Genomic DNA, 18,126 nt, shown 5'->3' with positions numbered 1-18,126 from the left:
AACATTTGAAAGTTAACGTTTTGGTCTAGTGTAAAACAAATTGGAGCTAAAAGAAGCAAAACTAATAAGAAGCCTATTATGGTGAAATTCACATGAAAATGTCATCAGAATTAAATGGTGTGCTTATAAATTAATCAATTCAAAATAAGCTATGGATATTAAAATGAAATTTAAGTTTACAGCATTGCTCGTTGCAATTTTATCAGTGGGGATAAGTGCTTGTAATGATAGTGACAATACCGTAAGCCAACCAGAAACCGAAATCACTCCAAATAGTATTCAGTTAAGTTTACTGGGACGTTATGAAACAGGTATTTTTATTGAAAGTGCAGCGGAAATTCCTGCTTATGATCCACAAAGTAAACGCTTATTTGTAGTAAATGCACAAAAAGGTTTGGTTGATATCTTAGATGCTTCTAAACCTGAGAAACCCGTCCATATTAAAGAATTATCTGCTCGCCTATATTTAGCGGATTCAGAGGTAAATAGTGTTTCAGTACATAATGGGATTGTAGCTTTAGCTGTACAAGCAAAAGTCAAAACTGATCCGGGGATTGTTGTATTTTTTAAAGCCAGTGATCTTAGCTTTATTAGTAAGGTTGAAGTTGGTGCTCTGCCGGATATGTTGACTTTTACACCAGATGGTCAGAAAGTTTTGGTCGCAAATGAAGCTGAGCCTAATGATGATTATTCTGTCGATCCTGAAGGTTCAGTGAGTATTATTGATGTGAGTAATATTCAGCAGCCAAAAGCAGTTATTGCTGATTTTAAAGCATGGAATAATCAAAAGGCAGCATTGCTAGAAAAGGGTATCCGTATTTTTGGACCAAATGCGACTGTCGCACAAGACTTAGAACCCGAATATATTACTATTTCGGATGATAGCAAAACTGCTTGGGTCACATTACAAGAAAATAATGCATTGGCGCAAATTGATTTAACTCAACAAAAAGTGATTGAGCTTTATCCTTTGGGTTATAAGGATTATGGCATTGCGGCAAATGCATTAGATGTTAGTGATCGTGATGGTCCACAAGATAGCAAAGGTAATCCAACTGGTAAAATTAATATTCAGCCATGGTCAGGTCTGGTGGGCATGTATCAACCAGATTCAATCTCGCATTATATGGCTAATGGCCAGACTTATTTGGTAACTGCCAATGAGGGTGATGCACGTGAATGGCTATCAGATGAGGATACCTATTTTGCAGGTGATATCACTAAAGGTTTTGCTGAAGAAATTCGTGTAAAAGATTTATTCAAGAAAAAAGGATTTAATGCAGACGGAGATTATCCTGCACATCTGCAAAAAATTGTAGCAGGTGTAAAAGGCGCACGTTTGAATCCAGCGATTTTTGGCTATTGTGGTGCAACGGCAACTGATGCTGCTGGTTGCCGTGAAGATAATCAGTTAGGCCGTTTAAAAGTCACTTGGACCAAAGGCTACCAGACTAATAATGATGGCTCACCTAAATTAGATGCTGATGGTTATCTAACTTATGACAAGCTTTATGCTTATGGTGGGCGCTCATTTAGTATATGGAATACTAAAGGGCAGTTAGTTTGGGACTCTGGTAGCGAATTTGAACGTAAAATTGCTGAGCTATTCCCAGATTATTTTAATAGTGATCATGAGGAAGTGACATTTGATAGTCGCAGTACGGGCAAGGGACCAGAACCAGAAGGTGTTACTGTTGGGACCATTGGTAAGAAAACATATGCTTTTATTGGATTAGAGCGAGTAAGCGGTATTATGGTCTATGATATTACTAATCCGCAAAAGCCGCAGTTTGTTGAATATTTTACGACTAGAAATTTCAAAGAAACTGACATGGCAAAACAAGGTGACTTAGGCCCAGAGGGTTTAATCTTCATTTCGGCAAAAAATTCGCCAAATGGTCAGCCATTATTAGTAGTAGGTAATGAAGTGAGTGGTAGTACGGCAATTTATCAAATTAATTTAAAATAAATTAAATACAACGTACAAATAAAAAGAGCCTATCAGGCTCTTTTTATTATTTAGAAAATTACACAACAAATCTTTTCGGCATTTTTAAATTTTTAATGACGTTATAAATTTGATTAACATCATCACATACAATTAATTTAGCACGGTGCTGAAGTGGGAGGAAACCTTCTTGAACCGCATGATCTAACTGGGTAATCAATGCATTATAAAAGCCATTTACGTTATATAAAATCATCGGTTTTTGGTGTTGGTTGAGTTGGCCCCAAGTGGCTATTTCCAATATTTCTTCGAAAGTTCCTAAACCACCGGGTAATGCAATAAATGCACTTGCACGCTCTGCCATCATGGCTTTGCGTTCGTGCATGGTTTCTACGACATGTAATTCGGTTAAGCCTGCATGGGCTACTTCATAATCGAGCATAAATTCAGGAATGACACCTACAGCTTCTCCGCCGTTTGCGAGAACGCTTTCAGCAACTTGTCCCATTAAACCAATACTGGCACCGCCATAGACTAAACCAAAACCTTGGTCAGCAATTCCATGAGCGAGTTCAATCGCCTTTTCTCGGTAGATTGGGTTATTTCCTGCACGTGAACCACAATATAATGCAATAAGAGGTTGTTTTGTTTTTACAGCTGTTATTGGTGAATCATTTACTGCCATTGTTAATACGCTATTCATTGTTCTATTTTCACCTTATCACGTTCATATTTCTTGTCTACAGTAAGCAAAAGATATGACAACTTTATAAGCAGATTTATAGGAAAGATTCATGTTTTGTATGGGTTTGGTGAATGCCTGTCATGAACAAATAAAAATGATGAATTTATGTTAAATCTTGCCTATACTAAAAATTCGTTTAACAACATATGAACAAATATGGGTAGTGGTTGTAGTCGCTCCGTTTTAATTTCTTGTCCTAAAAAAACATTTTCCCCACTTTGTGTAGGCGCGCCTGTTGTGTTGCCAAATAAAGATAAAATCCAGTCAGCACAGGAGCAGGATCGATGATCTTTGAATGGATGTCTGATCCCTCTGCTTGGGTGGGCTTAGCAACTTTAATCATTCTTGAAATTGTATTGGGGATCGATAACCTCGTTTTCATCGCTATTTTGGCCGAAAAACTGCCGCCAGAGCAGCGAGCTAAAGCACGTATAATTGGTTTAGTGCTTGCCTTGGGAATGCGTCTTATACTCTTAGCCTCAATTGCTTGGGTCGTGACACTAACTGAACCACTTTTCCATATTCTTAATCATCCATTCTCTGGTCGTGATTTGATCTTGCTGTTTGGTGGTGTGTTCTTGCTCTTTAAAGGCACCATGGAATTGCATGAGCGCATGGAAGGTAACCAACTTCATAAAGAAGATAATCCTGTTCATGCTGCGTTCTGGATGGTTATTGTCCAGATTGTTGTGCTTGACGCCGTATTCTCGCTAGATAGCGTGATTACAGCTGTAGGTATGGTGAAAGAGCTGTCAATCATGATGGTTGCAGTGGTCATTGCTGTCGGAATCATGTTGTGGGCATCAAGACCACTGATGGACTTTGTGAATAAGCATCCAACGGTTGTTATTCTGTGTCTTGGTTTCTTGATGATGATCGGTTTCTCTTTGGTGGTGGAAGGTTTTGGTTTCCATATTCCGAAGGGTTACTTATATGCTGCAATTGGCTTCTCTGTTTTGGTGGAAATTATCAATCAGAGCATGCGCCGCAATCAGGAAAAACTGGTTACAACCACAGACTTGCGTTATCGCACTGCCTCTGCCGTTTTACGTATGTTAGGAAGTAAAAGCAGTGGTTCTAGCTCAGATACGCAATCTTCTGATAAAGAAGACGTATTGGCTACACAAGCTTTTGCAGATGAAGTTTTTGACGAAGAAAATGGCGCTTATCACAGTGTGCTAGTGCAAGGAGTTTTGAGTTTATCAGAACGTCCTGTAAAGTCTGTTATGACGCCACGACCTGAACTTGAATGGATTGATTTAGACGACGAGCCAGAAGTTTTAAAAGAACGTTTAATGTCAATGACACACTCTCGTTTGATTGTTGCACGTGGTGAACTTGATAATATTGAGGGTATTGCACTTACTCATAAAGTTCTAAATGGCTTCATTGAAACAGGTGTGGTCGATTTCCAAAAGCATTTACGTGAACCCGTCATCGTGCATGAAAATGCTCAAGTACTTATGGTGATGGAACAATTGCGTCAAGCACCTTTACAAATGGCAATCGTTTTAAATGAATACGGTTCAATTGAAGGTATTGCAACGCCAATCGATATTTTAGAAGCGATTGCGGGTGAATTCCCTGATGAAGATGAGCTAGATGCAGCCGCTGAGAGTTTGGCAGATGGTTCATTAATACTTGAAGGTTCAACGGATATTCGTCACGTATCGCTTTTATTAGGCCGTGATTTGGTTGATGAGAGTGAACAGTATTCAACTTTGTCGGGTTACTTGTTATTCCATTTAGGCCGCTTGCCAGAAAATGGTGAAGCTGTTGAAGCAGATGGTTATCGCTTTGAAGTGATTACGATGGAAGGTCATAAAATCGAGAAAGTTCATATTGTTTCTATCGAACAAGATGAATCAAAAGATTAAATGACATTTTAAGCCTAGAAACATCATAAAATAGCTCAACTCTGAGCTATTTTTTTATTTGAGAAACACAGAATGACTCAACACACTTGTCCATGTGGAAACGGTAACTATCAAGAATGTTGTGAGCCGTTACATTTAGGCACAGCAAAAGCCCTGACAGCAGAGCAGCTTATGCGTTCGCGTTATAGTGCTTTTGCATTACAGCAAATTGATTATATTGTGAAAACAACCGCTTTAGGCCAGCAAACTGCACTTGATAAAGAGGCTATTGCAGACTGGAGTAAACAAAATCAATGGTTGGGTTTAGACGTCGTTAACGCCAAAGAGAGACTAGATAAAACCCATGCACAGGTTGAATTCAAGGCACATTATCATGATGGGCAAAAAGCTCAGGTTCACCATGAGGTTTCACATTTTGTATATCAGCAACAACAATGGTTTTTTCTTGATCCTACTGTAGATATGCATGTCACTATGAAACAGCCTTGTATATGTGGCTCTGGAAAAAAATTTAAACAATGCTGTGCACAATTCCTATAACTTTATCTTAAAATACGCGCACCGTTTGGCCTGAGGGAAAGGGCAATGTTACTCACCGTTATTTATATTATTGCGATTACTGCTGAAGCCATGACAGGTGCATTGTCTGCTGGGCGACGGAGTATGGACTGGTTCGGTGTCGTACTGATTGCCTGTGTGACTGCTTTAGGAGGCGGGTCGGTACGTGATGTATTACTCGGCCACTATCCTTTAACTTGGGTAAAACATCCTGAATATTTGGTTCTGACGTGTTGTGCTGCATTTGTCACAATCATTATTGCTAAATGGATGCGTCACTTACATAACATCTTTTTGGTACTCGATGCCTTAGGCCTAATTGGATTTACCATTATTGGTTGTCAGATTGCCTTACAAATGGGGCATGGTTTTGTCGTATCGGCAGTAGCAGGGGTGCTAACTGGAGTTTCTGGCGGTATTTTACGTGACATTTTATGTAACGATGTCCCGTTCGTTTTCCGTCGCGAACTGTATGCGAGTATTGCTTTTGTCGCGGTCATTTGCTACTGGGTATGCTTAGATTTGGGATTCAGTTTAGAGTTAACTGTTGTTTCAACCTTAATTTTCGGTTTTACTCTGCGTCTGATCGCGATCTATTTTGGCTTAGAAATGCCTAAGTTTATTTATAAAGATGACGATGCAGAATCAGCTTCATCAACCGATGAACATTAATCATGCAGAATGCGATGTGAGCATGCTATAACAATTAAATATTGTCTTGCTCACTTATTTTTCCAGTAGAGTTTTCTTATGGATCTGGTTTCACGTATACAAAATCTTCCAATTGGCAAATTCCACTACACATTATTGTGGGTGGTTGGGTTAGGTTGGATGTTTGATGCGATGGACACCGGTATCATTGCTTTTATCATGACAACGCTTGTTAAAGACTGGGCATTAACCCCAGCCCAAAGCGGTTGGATTGTGAGTATTGGCTTTGTAGGAATGGCTATTGGAGCAGTTTGCTCGGGGGCTTTAGCAGATCGGTTTGGTCGAAAGACAATATTTGCCACGACCATGGCAATTTATAGTATTGCGACTGCCTTATGTGCTTTTGCTCCAGATTTAAAATGGTTATTGATTTTTCGTTTTATTGTTGGCCTTGGACTCGGCGGACAATTGCCTGTTGCAGTGACATTGGTGAGTGAATATATACCCTCACATGTACGTGGTCGTTTTATTGTATTACTTGAAAGTTTTTGGGGTTTAGGTTGGTTAGTTGCGGCGTTAATTTCCTATTTTATTATTCCTAAATTTGGCTGGCATATTGCATTTCTAATGGGCGGCCTCCCTCTGATTTATATTTTAGTGATTTGGAAAAAACTCCCTGAGTCGATACCGTACTTGATTAACCGTGGTCGTATCGAAGAAGCGCATGCTTTAGTACAAAAACTAGAAGCTCAGGCGGGTGTCCAAATCGTTCATCACATTGAAGTTGTACCTGTAGCCATACAACAAAAGGTCTCTTTTAAACAACTTTGGAGTGGTCCTTTTGCACGTCGTAGCTTAATGCTGTGGCTCATCTGGTTTGGAATCGTGTATTCCTACTACGGCATTTTTACGTGGTTGCCAAGTTTATTGGTGAAACAGGGCTATGACATTGTTAAATCTTTTGAATATGTTTTGCTGATGATTTTGGCACAGCTACCAGGTTACTTGGCTGCGGCCTGGTTTGTAGAGCGATTGGGTAGAAAAATTACACTCGCTTCATTTATCGGGTTTTGTGCACTGTCTGCATATTTCTTTGGACAAGCCGACAGCGTAAACAGCATTATGTTTTGGGGCTGCCTCATGTCGTTCTTCAATTTAGGGGCATGGGGAGTGTTATACACCTATACGCCAGAACAATATCCAGCCAATATTCGAGCTTTTGGTTCGGGCTGGGCATCGGCAATGGGGCGTTTAGGTGGAATTTTAGCGCCAATCGTTGTTACCCATATGATGGTTGCAAAGCATGGGTTTAGTCATGTTTTCATGATGTTTACAGTTGTTTTACTTTTGGTTGCAGCCGTAATTTTAATATTAGGTGAAGAAACCCAAGGGAAAAGACTAGAGTCGATAGGCCTATAGTTTTGCCTAACTTTATAGCAAGTAACTAAAAATATAGAGAGATGAGACATAATTTGACGCTCAGGTGACAGACTCCCTCTTGTGTCTGTAACATAGCCCACTTAGCATAAGACTCATTTAAAATAACGACTGATTTGGAAGATAAGCTGACTATGACCAGCCTTGCGCATCAAGCGACAGAAAACCGCTCTGTGGCCGAATTTACTGAACAGGCTTACCTGAATTATGCGATGTACGTCATTATGGATCGTGCATTGCCGCATATCAGTGATGGCTTAAAACCTGTACAGCGCCGTATTGTCTATGCCATGAGCGAGTTAGGCTTAAAAAATAGCGGCAAGCCAAAAAAATCAGCGCGTACAGTAGGTGATGTGCTCGGTAAGTATCATCCTCATGGTGACTCGGCATGTTATGAGGCGATGGTGTTGATGGCTCAGCCGTTTAGTTATCGCTATCCTTTAATTGAAGGGCAAGGTAACTGGGGTGCACCAGATGATCCTAAGTCATTTGCTGCGATGCGTTATACCGAAGCAAAACTTTCTGCCTACAGTGAGTTGTTGTTAAATGAGTTAGGTCAGGGCACAACTGACTGGCAAGATAACTTTGATGGTTCATTAAAAGAACCTATTACGTTGCCAGCGCGTATTCCTAATATTCTACTCAACGGTACAACCGGTATTGCTGTTGGTATGGCGACCGATATTCCGCCACATAATTTACGTGAAGTGATTAAAGGAACGATTGCGTTAATTCGTAATCCGCAAACTTCAGATGAAAAATTGGCTGAATATATTCCAGCGCCAGATTTACCAACAAAAGCTGAAATTATTACGCCGCCAGAAGAATTACTCAAAATCCAGACCACTGGTCGTGGCAGTTACCGCATGCGAGCGGTGTATACCATAGAAAAAAATGAAATCGTGATTACTGAATTACCTTATCAAGTATCGGGCTCTAAGGTGATTACTCAAATTGCCGACCAAATGCAGGCTAAAAAGCTACCATTAGTCGTTGATGTGCGTGACGAGTCGGATCATGCAAATCCAACACGATTAGTGATTGTACTTCGTTCTAACCGCATTGATGCTGAAGCGGTGATGAGTCACTTATTTGCCACCACCGATTTAGAATCGAGTTATCGTGTTAATTTAAACATGATTGGTGAAGATGGACGTCCTCAGGTTAAATCGATTCGTCGTATCTTGCTTGAATGGATTGAGATCCGTAAAAAAACGGTAACTCGCCGTTTAGAGTATCATTTAAACCGAATTGAAAAACGTCTGCATATTTTGGCAGGTCTTTTAATTGCTTATCTTGATATTGATACCGTCATTCGTATTATTCGTGAAGAAGATCAGCCTAAACCTGTATTAATGGAACATTTCAATATTGATGAGATACAGGCAGAAGCAATTTTAGAACTCAAGTTGCGTCATTTAGCAAAACTTGAAGAGATGGAAATCCGTCATGAACAAGATGAGCTTGCTGCAAAAGCAGCCATTATTCGTGAGCAATTAGAAAATCCAGAATCTTTAAAAAATCTGATTATTGGGGAATTAAAAGAAGACGCGAAAAAGTTCGGTGATGAACGCCGTTCTCCAATCGTGGCGCGTGCTGAAGCTGTTCAGATTAAAGAACAGGATTTAATGCCAGCTGAACCAGTAACGGTGGTTTTATCTGAAGCGGGATGGATTCGTGCTGCAAAAGGTGCGGATGTTGATGCAGAGAACTTAAACTATCGTGCGGGCGACCAATATTTAAGTCACGCTGTGGGTAAAACCAATCAACGAATTTATTTCCTTGATGAGACAGGGCGTAGTTATGCCTTACCTATTAGCAGTTTGCCATCAGCAAGAGGTTTGGGCGAACCATTAAGTTCTAAACTTGCTCCTGCCAGTGGTGTGTCGTTTATTCAGGTTTATCTAGAAGATGAAGAATCTGAACTTATTGCTGCCAGCACATCTGGTTATGGGTTTAAAACTCAAGCCAAACAGTTAGATACCAATGCCAAGGCAGGGAAAACATTCTTGTCTGTTCCTGAAAAATCAAAAGCTTTACCATTGATATCTGCTCAGAATATGACACATTTGGCTGTGCTCAGTTCAACAGGCCGACTCTTAATCATTGATTTGGCAGAACTCCCAAATCTAAATAAGGGTAAAGGTAATAAGTTGATACAACTTGACGCGAAAGAGCAAATTTTATCCATGACAACCCTGAACTTAGATGAAATAATTCAGGTGGTTGCAGGTCAGCAACATCTAAAATTAAAAGGTGATGATCTACAAAAATATATGGGTAAACGAGCTTCAAAAGGTCAGCTCTTACCACGTGGATATCAAAAAGCAAATAAACTGTTGATTCAGAGATAAAGCTAGCGTCTGGCAACATAAATACGCTATATATGGCAACATGTTCAAGCAATGAACTGAACTTGTTGGTATTGAATAACGATTAAAAGGACAGCAATTTGGAGTACGTAATTTGTACTCCATGCAAAAAATTTGGCAGGGTTAAATTGTCAAAACTTCTGTCTCATAATCTTGTTCGAAGTGTCATGAATGTGCCAATAAGTTTTAAATATGTTCTGGCACCAAGAAGCTAAAGAATAGCTGGGGCATTGAATAACAGTTATTACTAAGGATTACGAATCGGAGATAATGGCATTATGGAAAAAATTTGGTTTGCAGAATACCAAAAAACAGGGATTCCAGAAACAGTAGCATTGCCTGCGGAAAATACCTCACTTGTTGATATTTTTGAGAGTAATTTCCAAAAATTTGGTTCTCGCGATGCCTTTATCTTTATGGATAAAGCGATGTCATTTAATGAGTTAGAGCTTGCAAGCCGTAAGTTCGCGACCTATTTGCAAAATTTGGGGTTAGCAAAAGGAACTCGTGTGGCAGTGATGATGCCGAATGTATTGCAGTATCCTGTAGTTGCATTAGCTGTGTTACGTGCAGGTTTAGTGTTAGTAAACGTTAACCCACTTTATACGGCGCGTGAACTTGAGCATCAATTAAATGACTCAGGTGCAGAAGTACTTGTAATTATCGAAAACTTTGCCAGTGTTTACCAAAGCATTTTGGGTAAAACTCCAGTGAAGCATGTTGTAGTTGCATCAGTCGGAGATATGCTTGGTACACTCAAAGGTACTCTGGTGAATTTTGTACTACGTAAAGTACGTAAACAAATTCCAGCTTGGAATATTCCAGGGCACGTTAAATTTAACTCAGCATTAAATAAAGAAAATGCGAGTAATTATAAGCGTCCGACTTTAACTTTAAGTGACACTGCTGTACTTCAATACACTGGTGGTACAACAGGCGTTTCAAAAGGTGCAGAGCTTACCCATCGTAATCTTGTAGCAAACTTACTTCAGTGTGACGGTATTTTCCAAAGTAAATTTGGAGCAAACGATGGTGCTAAAGGCGACCGTATTGTTTGTGCATTGCCGCTTTATCATATTTTTGCGTTCATGGTTTGCGCGATGTACGGTATGTATAAAGGTCAGGCAAATATCCTGATTCCGAACCCGCGTGATTTACCAGCTGTTATTAACGAATTACGTAAATATCAACCATCATTCTTCCCAGCGGTAAACACATTGTTTAATGCTTTAGTGAATAATGAAGAATTCAAACAACTTGACCATAGCAATTTAAAAATGGCGATGGGCGGTGGTATGGCCGTTTTACCTTCTACAGCAGAAGCATGGAAGAAAATTACTGGTACAACCATTATTGAAGGTTATGGCTTGTCAGAAACTTCACCGGTAGCAACTGCAAATCCACCTGCTTCTACTGAATTTAGCGGCACTATTGGTATTCCGTTACCTTTAACTGAAGTTGCTATTTTAGATGATGACGGTAAAGAAGTTGCTTTAGGTGAGCAAGGCGAAATCTCGATTCGCGGTCCTCAAGTGATGAAGGGCTACTGGAATCGTCCTGATGAGACAGCTAAAGTCATGACAGCGGATGGTTTCTTCCGTACTGGCGACATCGGTGTGATGGATAGCCGTGGATATACAAAAATTGTAGACCGTAAAAAGGATATGATTTTGGTTTCTGGCTTTAACGTTTACCCAAGTGAAATCGAAGAAGTTATTGCTAAACATCCAAAAGTATTGGAAGTTGCAGCCATTGGTGTTCCAGATGAAAAATCAGGTGAAGTGCCAAAACTCTTTATTGTGAAAAAAGATCAAAGTTTAACGACTGAAGAAGTTTTGAGCTTCGCTAAAGAAAACTTAACAGGCTATAAACGCCCTCGTTATGTAGAGTTTATGGATGAATTACCAAAATCAAATGTAGGCAAAATTTTACGTAAAGACTTACGTAAACCAGCCTAATCAGTTAATAAAAAAAGCGCCTTAGGGCGCTTTTTTTATTTTAGTTTTTATGGCTTTTTATAAACCAGCGGTCTATATAAGGGCGTCCAATTCCGACCATTCCAACAAAAACAAGCATTGTGCCGAGTTGCAGGCGTAGGTGAGTTAAATCAAGCTGACCATAACTTAAATAATTATCTGCTAAACAATATATCGTAATCACAATGAGCCAATGCCACAAAGTAAGTCGTTTAATACCGACTGCAATAAAGGTAATTGTTAAAATAACAAAGGTGCCAAGTGTCGATTGCCAATTCAAATTTGCACAAATCACACTAAGTAAAAAAGCCATAATAGGGAGTACGATCTTTAATATGCGATCTATCTGAAGTTGATTCTGTTTTTGCTTATCCAAGACTTCAAACAATTCTTTTTGATCAGGTTGTTGCATACATGGCCCTATTAATCAGTGATGACAAGTGATTGCATAAAATTTCAGGTAAAAACGCAATGTTATGATAGCATGATCAACAGTATTTTCAGTGATGGATGGCACTATGCAGGGCATCAGCGGCATTATCTATATTATTTTAGTGGCATGTTTGCTGCCATACGCATTTACCGTAATTGCAAAGTTTACAGGTGGTTTTCAGCCTGTTGATAATCAAAATCCGAGAGCCTTTTTTGCCAAAACAACTGGTCTGGCTGCTCGTGCGAATGCCGTACAACAAAATAGCTTTGAAAGCTTACCTTTATTTTTAACGGCTATTTTAATGGCCGAATATATGGTTGTTCCGGAATATTTTATTCTGAGATTAGGCTGGGCATACATTATTTTAAGAGTTATTTATGGGATCTGTTATTTAAGTAACTGGGCAACTTTGCGCTCGATTGTTTGGTTCTTATCTATATTGTGTCCAATCTTCTTATTAGTGGTTACGATTAAACTGACTTGAGTGTCATTCTGTCATCATTCATATCAACTTTCGCATGTGCACATTGTATAATCGGCATCATTTTGACGATATCCACGCTATAATCGAGTGGATTTTACATCTGACTTCATAACGAAAGAGTATTGATATGAGTTACAGCGATATCCCAGCAGGTAAAGATGCCCCAAATGACATCTATGTCATCATTGAAATTCCTGCAAATGCAGCACCAATTAAATATGAAATCGACAAAGATTCTGATGCATTGTTTGTAGACCGGTTCATGGGCACAGCAATGTTCTATCCAGCGAACTATGGTTATGTTCCAAATACTTTGTCTGAAGATGGTGACCCGTTAGACGTACTTGTTGTAACTCCACATCCTGTTACTGCGGGTTCTGTAATTCGTTGCCGTCCAGTGGGCAAATTAAAAATGGAAGATGACGGTGGTATCGATGCGAAATTAATCGCTGTTCCACACGAAAAATTGTCTCCATTGTATAAAGACGTTAAGGAATATACAGATCTTCCGCCGCTATTGATTAGCCAAATTGAACATTTCTTCAGTCACTATAAAGATTTAGAACCAGGTAAGTGGGTAAAAATCAGTGGTTGGGAAGGTGCTGACGTTGCTAAAGCTGAAGTATTAAAAGCAATTGAAGCTGCTAAATAAGCTTTAATTGATAAGGCTCAGAATGCCTTAATTGATATTCTGAGCTTAATAAAAAACCTACATCTGTTGCCAGACGTAGGTTTTTTTATGCTTGATAAATTTGTGAATTAGAATAATTTCACAGGAATATCAAGGAATAAACGCCATTCGTTTGTGTCACCAATGTAAGCACCTTGGTATGAATCACTTGCACGATAGTACGAGTTACGAATACGAAGGCTTGCATCTTTAGCAAAACCGCTTTGAACTGTATATTTCACTTGGTTGAAGAACTCACGTTCTTGAGCACTGTCAGTTACATTTCTAACTTTGATGTCCCAACCATATACATAAGCTGTAGTCCAGTTTAGACCAGGTAATACGCCCAACTTACCAAAATCAACGTTGTATTGAATTTGTGCAGATTTTTCATCGTTACCGATGAAGTCAGACATGTAAGAGTTCGGTAAATAAATACTTTGGAAACCATCAGCGTTTTGACCATAGTCATAACCAACATTACCACTGTTTTGTTGGTATGCTAACATCACACTATGTGGGCCAGTCGCATAAGTTCCTGAAATTGCCCAAATATTATTTGTCTTTTCTTCGCCTGCGATACCATCATTACCATAATTTGGTGCTACAGACCCAGTTGCCGAATAAGTATGGGCACTTGCATCGAATTTAGTGTGGTAGCCACTAAAATCGTAAGTTAATGAACTGTCATTCGCCAAAGGCTGTTTAAAGTTTACATTTACATAATGACGTTCAAGCGCATTTTTGCTGTCTAAACCATAATAAGATGCATTTAAATTATCATCAAATTTGTACTTAGCACCCCAAACAATGGCACGATCAAGACCTCTACCAGAAGCATCAGCATCAGTATTGATTTGATCAGACATTTGGTCTTTAGTAAATTTACCAGCAACCAATTCAAGATTCTTGATTTCATGGCTAGTTAATAAAGTACCTGTAAAGTATTCAGGTACCATACGTCCAGTATTACTTGCAAGAACAGGTAAATCGAGTACTTGAGTACCGTAACGTACTGTTGTATTCGAGAAACGTGCTTTAACGCTACCACCACCACGAGCCCAGTGATCGTAAGCCGAACCGTCGTTGTATTTTGGAATCATTTGGTTTCCGGCATTTTTATTTTCGCCGATTTTAAATGAACCATCGCCAACAACGCCAACGCCGAAGCCAACAATACCAGGGGTGAAACCAGAATCGATACTTACAATTGCTGACTGAGCAAATGAGCTAGTATCTTTCGCGCCCTGTTTTTTGTCACGACTGATATAACCTGTACGGAAGAGAATAGAACCGTTCGCATCTTCAACAAATCCTTTTGCCTCACTTTGCTCGCTTGCCTGAGCTGAGGAAATTATTGCCGCAGAAATGAGAACTGCTAATGTAAGTTTTTGTGCATTTAGCATATTTAAAGAACCTCATAAAAACGATAATCCTGTGCCTTGTTATTGTTCAGGGCCTAGGATTTGAATCAATTGTATAAGTAATCTATAAAAAAGATATATTTTTGTTGATTTTATTTTATATATGCTATGCAGAAATTGATTAATGTGCTACTGCTTGTTTACTAAATTTACCATTAATCTTTTATACTTAATGTATTGTTTAAAATAAAAAAAGTAATTTATTTTTTAGTGTATTTTTACCATTTATTTTATATTCAAAGCTCAAAAAATAGTTGATTCTTGTGTCTATTTTTTACTCTTTTTTGTTGGATATGTTTACTTTTTAATCTTATCTTAAGTTCCTTTTTTTACTGCTCTCTTATAAAAATTCTTTAAAATGTTACTATATAACATTGGTTTGAATCGTGATGTATAAAAATAGATCACTATAAAAGACCAATTTAATTCAGTTGGGTTGGTCAAATTTAGTGCGATATTCTGCGTAAAGTTTGTGCATTATTCTTTTTGCTCATATTGTTGTTTAAAAAAGACCCAAAATAGTTCATAAGCTTTAAAATAGAAAAAATAAAGAAATCTAATTAAATGAAATGCCCATTTACAGACCATTAAAACCCCAGCTTTAAGAAATTTACGTAATTTTTATATTTCTTCTTCAAGGTTAAATAGAAATTTTACATTGAGTAAATGAATACTTCCCATCTCGGTTATTAGTTTCCGATAAGGGGTTTTCGTATGTTCGTTATTTCTAATCGCACAAGAATTTTATTTTATTTCATTGTTTTTCATGGATATAAATTTGTAAAAATTAAACAGGGGTTTTATTGTAAAGCAAGTTTGATTTCAAAATTAATGAAGTGTGCTGATAGCAAATATGGAGTTGGCACAGCAATTGCTAAAGCTTAAGTAACACAATGTGTTTTATATACATAAATCGTGCATTCATTATGGGGGAGATCAAAATGATGAAATTTGCACTTAAGACCTTAGGTCTTGGTATCTTTGCAGCAGGTTCAACCATGGCTATGGCTGAAGATGCACCATCTTTTTATGGTATCACAGCAACAGGGAGCGTCGCAGCAACCACAGACTACCGCTTCCGCGGAGTTACCCAATCATCAAATAATCCAGCCATTCAAGGTGGTTTTACTTTTTCTCATAAGTCGGGTGCTTATGTTGCGCTTTGGGGTTCAAGCGTTGACTTTAATACGCCAGGTGTTTCAACTGAAACTGATATCTCATTAGGTTATACCAATACCTTAAAACTGTCAGATAAGCTGGCACCGACCTATGACGTGGGTGTAATTCATTACGGTTATATTGGTTCTGACTCAAAATTTACTAACCCATACAATGGGGATACTGGTTTTGACTTTAACGAATTTTACGGAAAATTAACTTTTGCTGATTCTTTATTTAAAGGTGATGCACTTAGTGTGGGCGTAAGCTACTCAGATGATTATTGGGGCCACTCTGATGAGTTCTGGTATTTCAATGTCGGCTATTCAGCACCAATTGCAGATACAGGATTTACAGGCCTTGCTTCAGTTGGTTATAACAAGCTTAAAAATAAAGATTCTTTACTTGTCGTTGCGGGTGGACCAGGTGAAGACGATAGCTATATCGATTATAAAGTTGGCGTAAACTATAACATCTTGGGTATTGTTGCTGAGCTAGATGTTGTTGGTACAGACATTAGTACTTCTGGCATGACTGATGCTCAGAAAAAACCTTATGACACAGGTCTGGTGTTTAGTTTAACTAAAACATTCTAAGTTTATGCTGTAAAAAAGCGGGTTTATTGACCCGCTTTTTTTATTAGTTTTCTATTTCAGAAAGTAGCTGTTTTAACTGATTAAGCTCAATATCGTTGGCTTTGAACAGTGGCTTACGTGGTGAACCAGCAGTAACACCTTTTAGCTGCAAACCTGCTTTAATCGTTTTAGGTAAACCACCAGTTACAATAAAGCGTAGTAGAGGAAGTTGTTGATAAAATGACTTCTGGGCTTGTTCTAATTCACCATTTTTTACATGTTTGATAAGTTGTTGAGGTTGTTGACCTAAAAGATTTGGCGCTGCTGTACACCAACCGCTTGCTCCAGCACATAAAGCTTCTAAAGCTAGAGGATTACAGCCGTTATAAAATGGGAGTTCTCCTTTTGATAGCTCTTGAATTTTATGCATACGCTGAATGTCACCACTACTTTCTTTCACCATCGTAATATTTGTAATGTTATTAAACATACGCACGATTAATTCTGGAGACATATCAACACCGCTAGTCGCAGGGTTGTTATAAATCATAATCGGTAAAGTCGTTGTTTGGGCAATTGCCTGATAATATTCAAAAATCTCTTGGTCTGTTAGCTTCCAATAAGATACAGGAATCACCATAAGTGCATCTGCACCATATCTTTGCGCGATCTGTGCCTTTTTGATGGCTTGATCAGTGGTGAGTTCGGAAATCCCAATAATGACAGGTAAGCGTTTATTAATACTTTTAATTGAAGTTTTAGCCACTAAGCACCACTCATCCCATTCAAGATAAGCGCTTTCGCCTGTACTACCTAAAGGCGCAATTGCATCGCAGCCGTTTTCAATAAGCAAATCGAGCATCTGTTTTAAAACAGGAAGATTAATGGTGTTGTCATCAGAAAAAGGAGTAACAGGGTAGCCAATAATGCCGTTTAGTTTCATGGTCGAAATCTCTTTTTAAATACAGTCAGAATGTTTTTTCAAAGCTTTACGTGCGTAGTAAGCAAAGTTCACTTTGTTGCGTTTATCGGTAGACACCCAGTCATGAGCTTCTGTTGCTAAATCGTGGGGGATCGGCTGAATTTGTCCTGCCGACATGGCTAGTAGTTGTAGTTGAGCTGCGCGTTCAATTAAAAGAGCCAAGTTGCATGCTTCTTCAATAGTTTTTCCTGTGACCAGTTGACCATGGTGAGACAACAAAACAGCACGGTTTTTACCCAGGGCAGAAGAAATCAAAATACCTTCTTCATTGCCCACAGGAACACCCGGCCAATGGCCTACAAAAGAGCAATCTTCGTAAAGTGCGCAGACATCCATTTGAGAAATCATGAGTGGAATTTGAAGCATGGATAATGCAGCTACATGAGTCGGATGTGTATGGATAATGCAATTCACCTCTGGGTGTTCTTTATAAATCCATGTGTGAAAGCGGTTGGCTGGGTTTGCCATACCTTCTTGATTAATGGGTTCTAGGTCTTGATTCACCTCAAGCAAATTTGAGGCAGTAATTTCATCAAAGCCTAAACCAAAACGCTGAGTAATAAAGGTCTCTTTATTTTCACTACGACATGTAATTTGACCTGCTAAACCAGCATCATGGCCATGATCAAATAAAATACGACAAGTGAGTGCAAGCTTTTGGTAGTCAGTTAAATCTGAGTCGCTAATCCACTTTTGCATGTCTTGCTGTGCGTGTTGCATGAGGTCTTGTTTGTTTACAGAAGCAGTCTTCATCTCTTCTCCAGTCCAGTTGACCAAATTAAGTAAGTGAAGGCAGAATAGAAAACAACTGGATGAATCAATACATCCAGTTTTAA

16 protein-coding genes are annotated in these 18,126 nt (G+C 38.8%); 11 read left to right on the top strand and 5 right to left on the bottom strand.

Annotation, left to right across the window (positions count from 1 at the left end):
* The first annotated feature begins 163 nt into the window (after positions 1 to 163).
* Positions 164 to 1,969: a choice-of-anchor I family protein gene (locus tag MMY79_RS18330; RefSeq protein ID WP_252610785.1), complete on the top strand. Its 1,806-nt coding sequence runs from the start codon at positions 164 to 166 to the stop codon at positions 1,967 to 1,969.
* Between the two features lie 58 nt (positions 1,970 to 2,027).
* On the opposite strand, the gene MMY79_RS18325 is transcribed toward MMY79_RS18330, so the two are convergent.
* Positions 2,028 to 2,651: a TIGR00730 family Rossman fold protein gene (locus tag MMY79_RS18325; RefSeq protein ID WP_252610783.1), complete on the bottom strand. Its 624-nt coding sequence runs from the start codon at positions 2,649 to 2,651 to the stop codon at positions 2,028 to 2,030.
* 326 nt (positions 2,652 to 2,977) lie between these two features.
* Here MMY79_RS18325 and MMY79_RS18320 point away from each other — a divergent pair, with 326 nt between their 5' ends.
* The 6 genes from MMY79_RS18320 (at position 2,978) to MMY79_RS18295 (ending at position 11,546) form a co-directional block, all read left to right on the top strand.
* On the top strand, positions 2,978 to 4,570 hold the full coding sequence (locus MMY79_RS18320; protein ID WP_252610781.1) for a TerC family protein: 1,593 nt from the start codon (positions 2,978 to 2,980) through the stop codon (positions 4,568 to 4,570).
* Positions 4,571 to 4,642: 72 nt separating this feature from the next.
* Positions 4,643 to 5,110, top strand: coding sequence for a YchJ family protein (locus tag MMY79_RS18315; protein ID WP_252610779.1), 468 nt, complete (start codon positions 4,643 to 4,645; stop codon positions 5,108 to 5,110).
* Positions 5,111 to 5,155: 45 nt separating this feature from the next.
* Complete coding sequence (locus tag MMY79_RS18310; RefSeq protein WP_016139541.1) at positions 5,156 to 5,800, top strand: trimeric intracellular cation channel family protein; 645 nt, start codon at positions 5,156 to 5,158, stop codon at positions 5,798 to 5,800.
* 78 nt (positions 5,801 to 5,878) lie between these two features.
* Complete coding sequence (locus MMY79_RS18305; protein ID WP_174729928.1) at positions 5,879 to 7,198, top strand: MFS transporter; 1,320 nt, start codon at positions 5,879 to 5,881, stop codon at positions 7,196 to 7,198.
* A 152-nt stretch (positions 7,199 to 7,350) separates the two neighbouring features.
* Positions 7,351 to 9,570: a DNA topoisomerase IV subunit A gene (gene parC, locus MMY79_RS18300; protein ID WP_252610777.1), complete on the top strand. Its 2,220-nt coding sequence runs from the start codon at positions 7,351 to 7,353 to the stop codon at positions 9,568 to 9,570.
* A 296-nt stretch (positions 9,571 to 9,866) separates the two neighbouring features.
* Positions 9,867 to 11,546 carry a long-chain-fatty-acid--CoA ligase gene (locus MMY79_RS18295; protein WP_004795215.1) on the top strand — a complete coding sequence of 560 codons (1,680 nt, stop codon included), beginning with the start codon at positions 9,867 to 9,869 and terminating at the stop codon, positions 11,544 to 11,546.
* Positions 11,547 to 11,586: 40 nt separating this feature from the next.
* Here the strand turns inward: MMY79_RS18295 and MMY79_RS18290 are convergent, their stop codons facing one another.
* A complete protein-coding gene (locus tag MMY79_RS18290; protein ID WP_005301519.1) occupies positions 11,587 to 11,976 on the bottom strand; it encodes a hypothetical protein in 390 nt (129 codons plus the stop codon).
* Between the two features lie 106 nt (positions 11,977 to 12,082).
* Here MMY79_RS18290 and MMY79_RS18285 point away from each other — a divergent pair, with 106 nt between their 5' ends.
* Both MMY79_RS18285 and ppa read left to right on the top strand, forming a co-directional pair.
* Positions 12,083 to 12,481, top strand: a complete 399-nt coding sequence (locus MMY79_RS18285) for an MAPEG family protein (RefSeq protein WP_009392286.1) — start codon at positions 12,083 to 12,085, stop codon at positions 12,479 to 12,481.
* Positions 12,482 to 12,608: 127 nt separating this feature from the next.
* The gene (ppa, locus tag MMY79_RS18280; protein ID WP_252610775.1) at positions 12,609 to 13,133 is read left to right on the top strand and encodes an inorganic diphosphatase; all 525 of its coding nucleotides are present in this window, start codon (positions 12,609 to 12,611) and stop codon (positions 13,131 to 13,133) included.
* 107 nt (positions 13,134 to 13,240) lie between these two features.
* On the opposite strand, the gene MMY79_RS18275 is transcribed toward ppa, so the two are convergent.
* The gene (locus MMY79_RS18275; protein ID WP_252610773.1) at positions 13,241 to 14,557 is read right to left on the bottom strand and encodes an OprD family outer membrane porin; all 1,317 of its coding nucleotides are present in this window, start codon (positions 14,555 to 14,557) and stop codon (positions 13,241 to 13,243) included.
* A 732-nt stretch (positions 14,558 to 15,289) separates the two neighbouring features.
* Between MMY79_RS18275 and MMY79_RS18270 the strand changes: the two genes are divergently transcribed.
* Together MMY79_RS18270 and MMY79_RS18265 are read left to right on the top strand one after the other, a co-directional pair.
* Positions 15,290 to 15,460 carry a hypothetical protein gene (locus MMY79_RS18270; protein WP_252610771.1) on the top strand — a complete coding sequence of 57 codons (171 nt, stop codon included), beginning with the start codon at positions 15,290 to 15,292 and terminating at the stop codon, positions 15,458 to 15,460.
* Positions 15,461 to 15,516: 56 nt separating this feature from the next.
* A complete protein-coding gene (locus MMY79_RS18265) occupies positions 15,517 to 16,329 on the top strand; it encodes a TorF family putative porin (RefSeq protein WP_252610770.1) in 813 nt (270 codons plus the stop codon).
* 43 nt (positions 16,330 to 16,372) lie between these two features.
* On the opposite strand, the gene MMY79_RS18260 is transcribed toward MMY79_RS18265, so the two are convergent.
* The gene (locus tag MMY79_RS18260; RefSeq protein ID WP_252610768.1) at positions 16,373 to 17,251 is read right to left on the bottom strand and encodes a dihydrodipicolinate synthase family protein; all 879 of its coding nucleotides are present in this window, start codon (positions 17,249 to 17,251) and stop codon (positions 16,373 to 16,375) included.
* A gap of 15 nt (positions 17,252 to 17,266) precedes the next feature.
* Complete coding sequence (locus tag MMY79_RS18255) at positions 17,267 to 18,043, bottom strand: aldolase (RefSeq protein ID WP_252610766.1); 777 nt, start codon at positions 18,041 to 18,043, stop codon at positions 17,267 to 17,269.
* Between the last annotated feature and the right edge of the window lie 83 nt (positions 18,044 to 18,126).

The sequence above is a fragment of the Acinetobacter sp. XS-4 genome (genome assembly GCF_023920705.1).
Classification (GTDB): Bacteria; Pseudomonadota; Gammaproteobacteria; order Pseudomonadales; family Moraxellaceae; genus Acinetobacter.
The sequence above is the reverse complement of the archived record's forward strand: the minus strand, read 5'-3'. Positions and strand labels throughout refer to the sequence as shown.

Bases quoted from the DNA above. Each gene is read 5' to 3' on its own strand.
- MMY79_RS18275 (WP_252610773.1), bottom strand. From the start codon at position 14,557: ATGCTAAATGCACAAAAACTTACATTAGCAGTTCTCATTTCTGCGGCA.
- MMY79_RS18310 (WP_016139541.1), top strand. From the start codon at position 5,156: ATGTTACTCACCGTTATTTATATTATTGCGATTACTGCTGAAGCCATG.
- MMY79_RS18330 (WP_252610785.1), top strand. From the start codon at position 164: ATGAAATTTAAGTTTACAGCATTGCTCGTTGCAATTTTATCAGTGGGG.
- MMY79_RS18305 (WP_174729928.1), top strand. From the start codon at position 5,879: ATGGATCTGGTTTCACGTATACAAAATCTTCCAATTGGCAAATTCCAC.
- MMY79_RS18295 (WP_004795215.1), top strand. From the start codon at position 9,867: ATGGAAAAAATTTGGTTTGCAGAATACCAAAAAACAGGGATTCCAGAA.
- MMY79_RS18255 (WP_252610766.1), bottom strand. From the start codon at position 18,043: ATGAAGACTGCTTCTGTAAACAAACAAGACCTCATGCAACACGCACAG.
- ppa (WP_252610775.1), top strand. From the start codon at position 12,609: ATGAGTTACAGCGATATCCCAGCAGGTAAAGATGCCCCAAATGACATC.
- MMY79_RS18270 (WP_252610771.1), top strand. From the start codon at position 15,290: ATGTTCGTTATTTCTAATCGCACAAGAATTTTATTTTATTTCATTGTT.
- MMY79_RS18315 (WP_252610779.1), top strand. From the start codon at position 4,643: ATGACTCAACACACTTGTCCATGTGGAAACGGTAACTATCAAGAATGT.
- MMY79_RS18260 (WP_252610768.1), bottom strand. From the start codon at position 17,251: ATGAAACTAAACGGCATTATTGGCTACCCTGTTACTCCTTTTTCTGAT.
- parC (WP_252610777.1), top strand. From the start codon at position 7,351: ATGACCAGCCTTGCGCATCAAGCGACAGAAAACCGCTCTGTGGCCGAA.
- MMY79_RS18265 (WP_252610770.1), top strand. From the start codon at position 15,517: ATGATGAAATTTGCACTTAAGACCTTAGGTCTTGGTATCTTTGCAGCA.
- MMY79_RS18325 (WP_252610783.1), bottom strand. From the start codon at position 2,651: ATGAATAGCGTATTAACAATGGCAGTAAATGATTCACCAATAACAGCT.
- MMY79_RS18285 (WP_009392286.1), top strand. From the start codon at position 12,083: ATGCAGGGCATCAGCGGCATTATCTATATTATTTTAGTGGCATGTTTG.
- MMY79_RS18320 (WP_252610781.1), top strand. From the start codon at position 2,978: ATGATCTTTGAATGGATGTCTGATCCCTCTGCTTGGGTGGGCTTAGCA.
- MMY79_RS18290 (WP_005301519.1), bottom strand. From the start codon at position 11,976: ATGCAACAACCTGATCAAAAAGAATTGTTTGAAGTCTTGGATAAGCAA.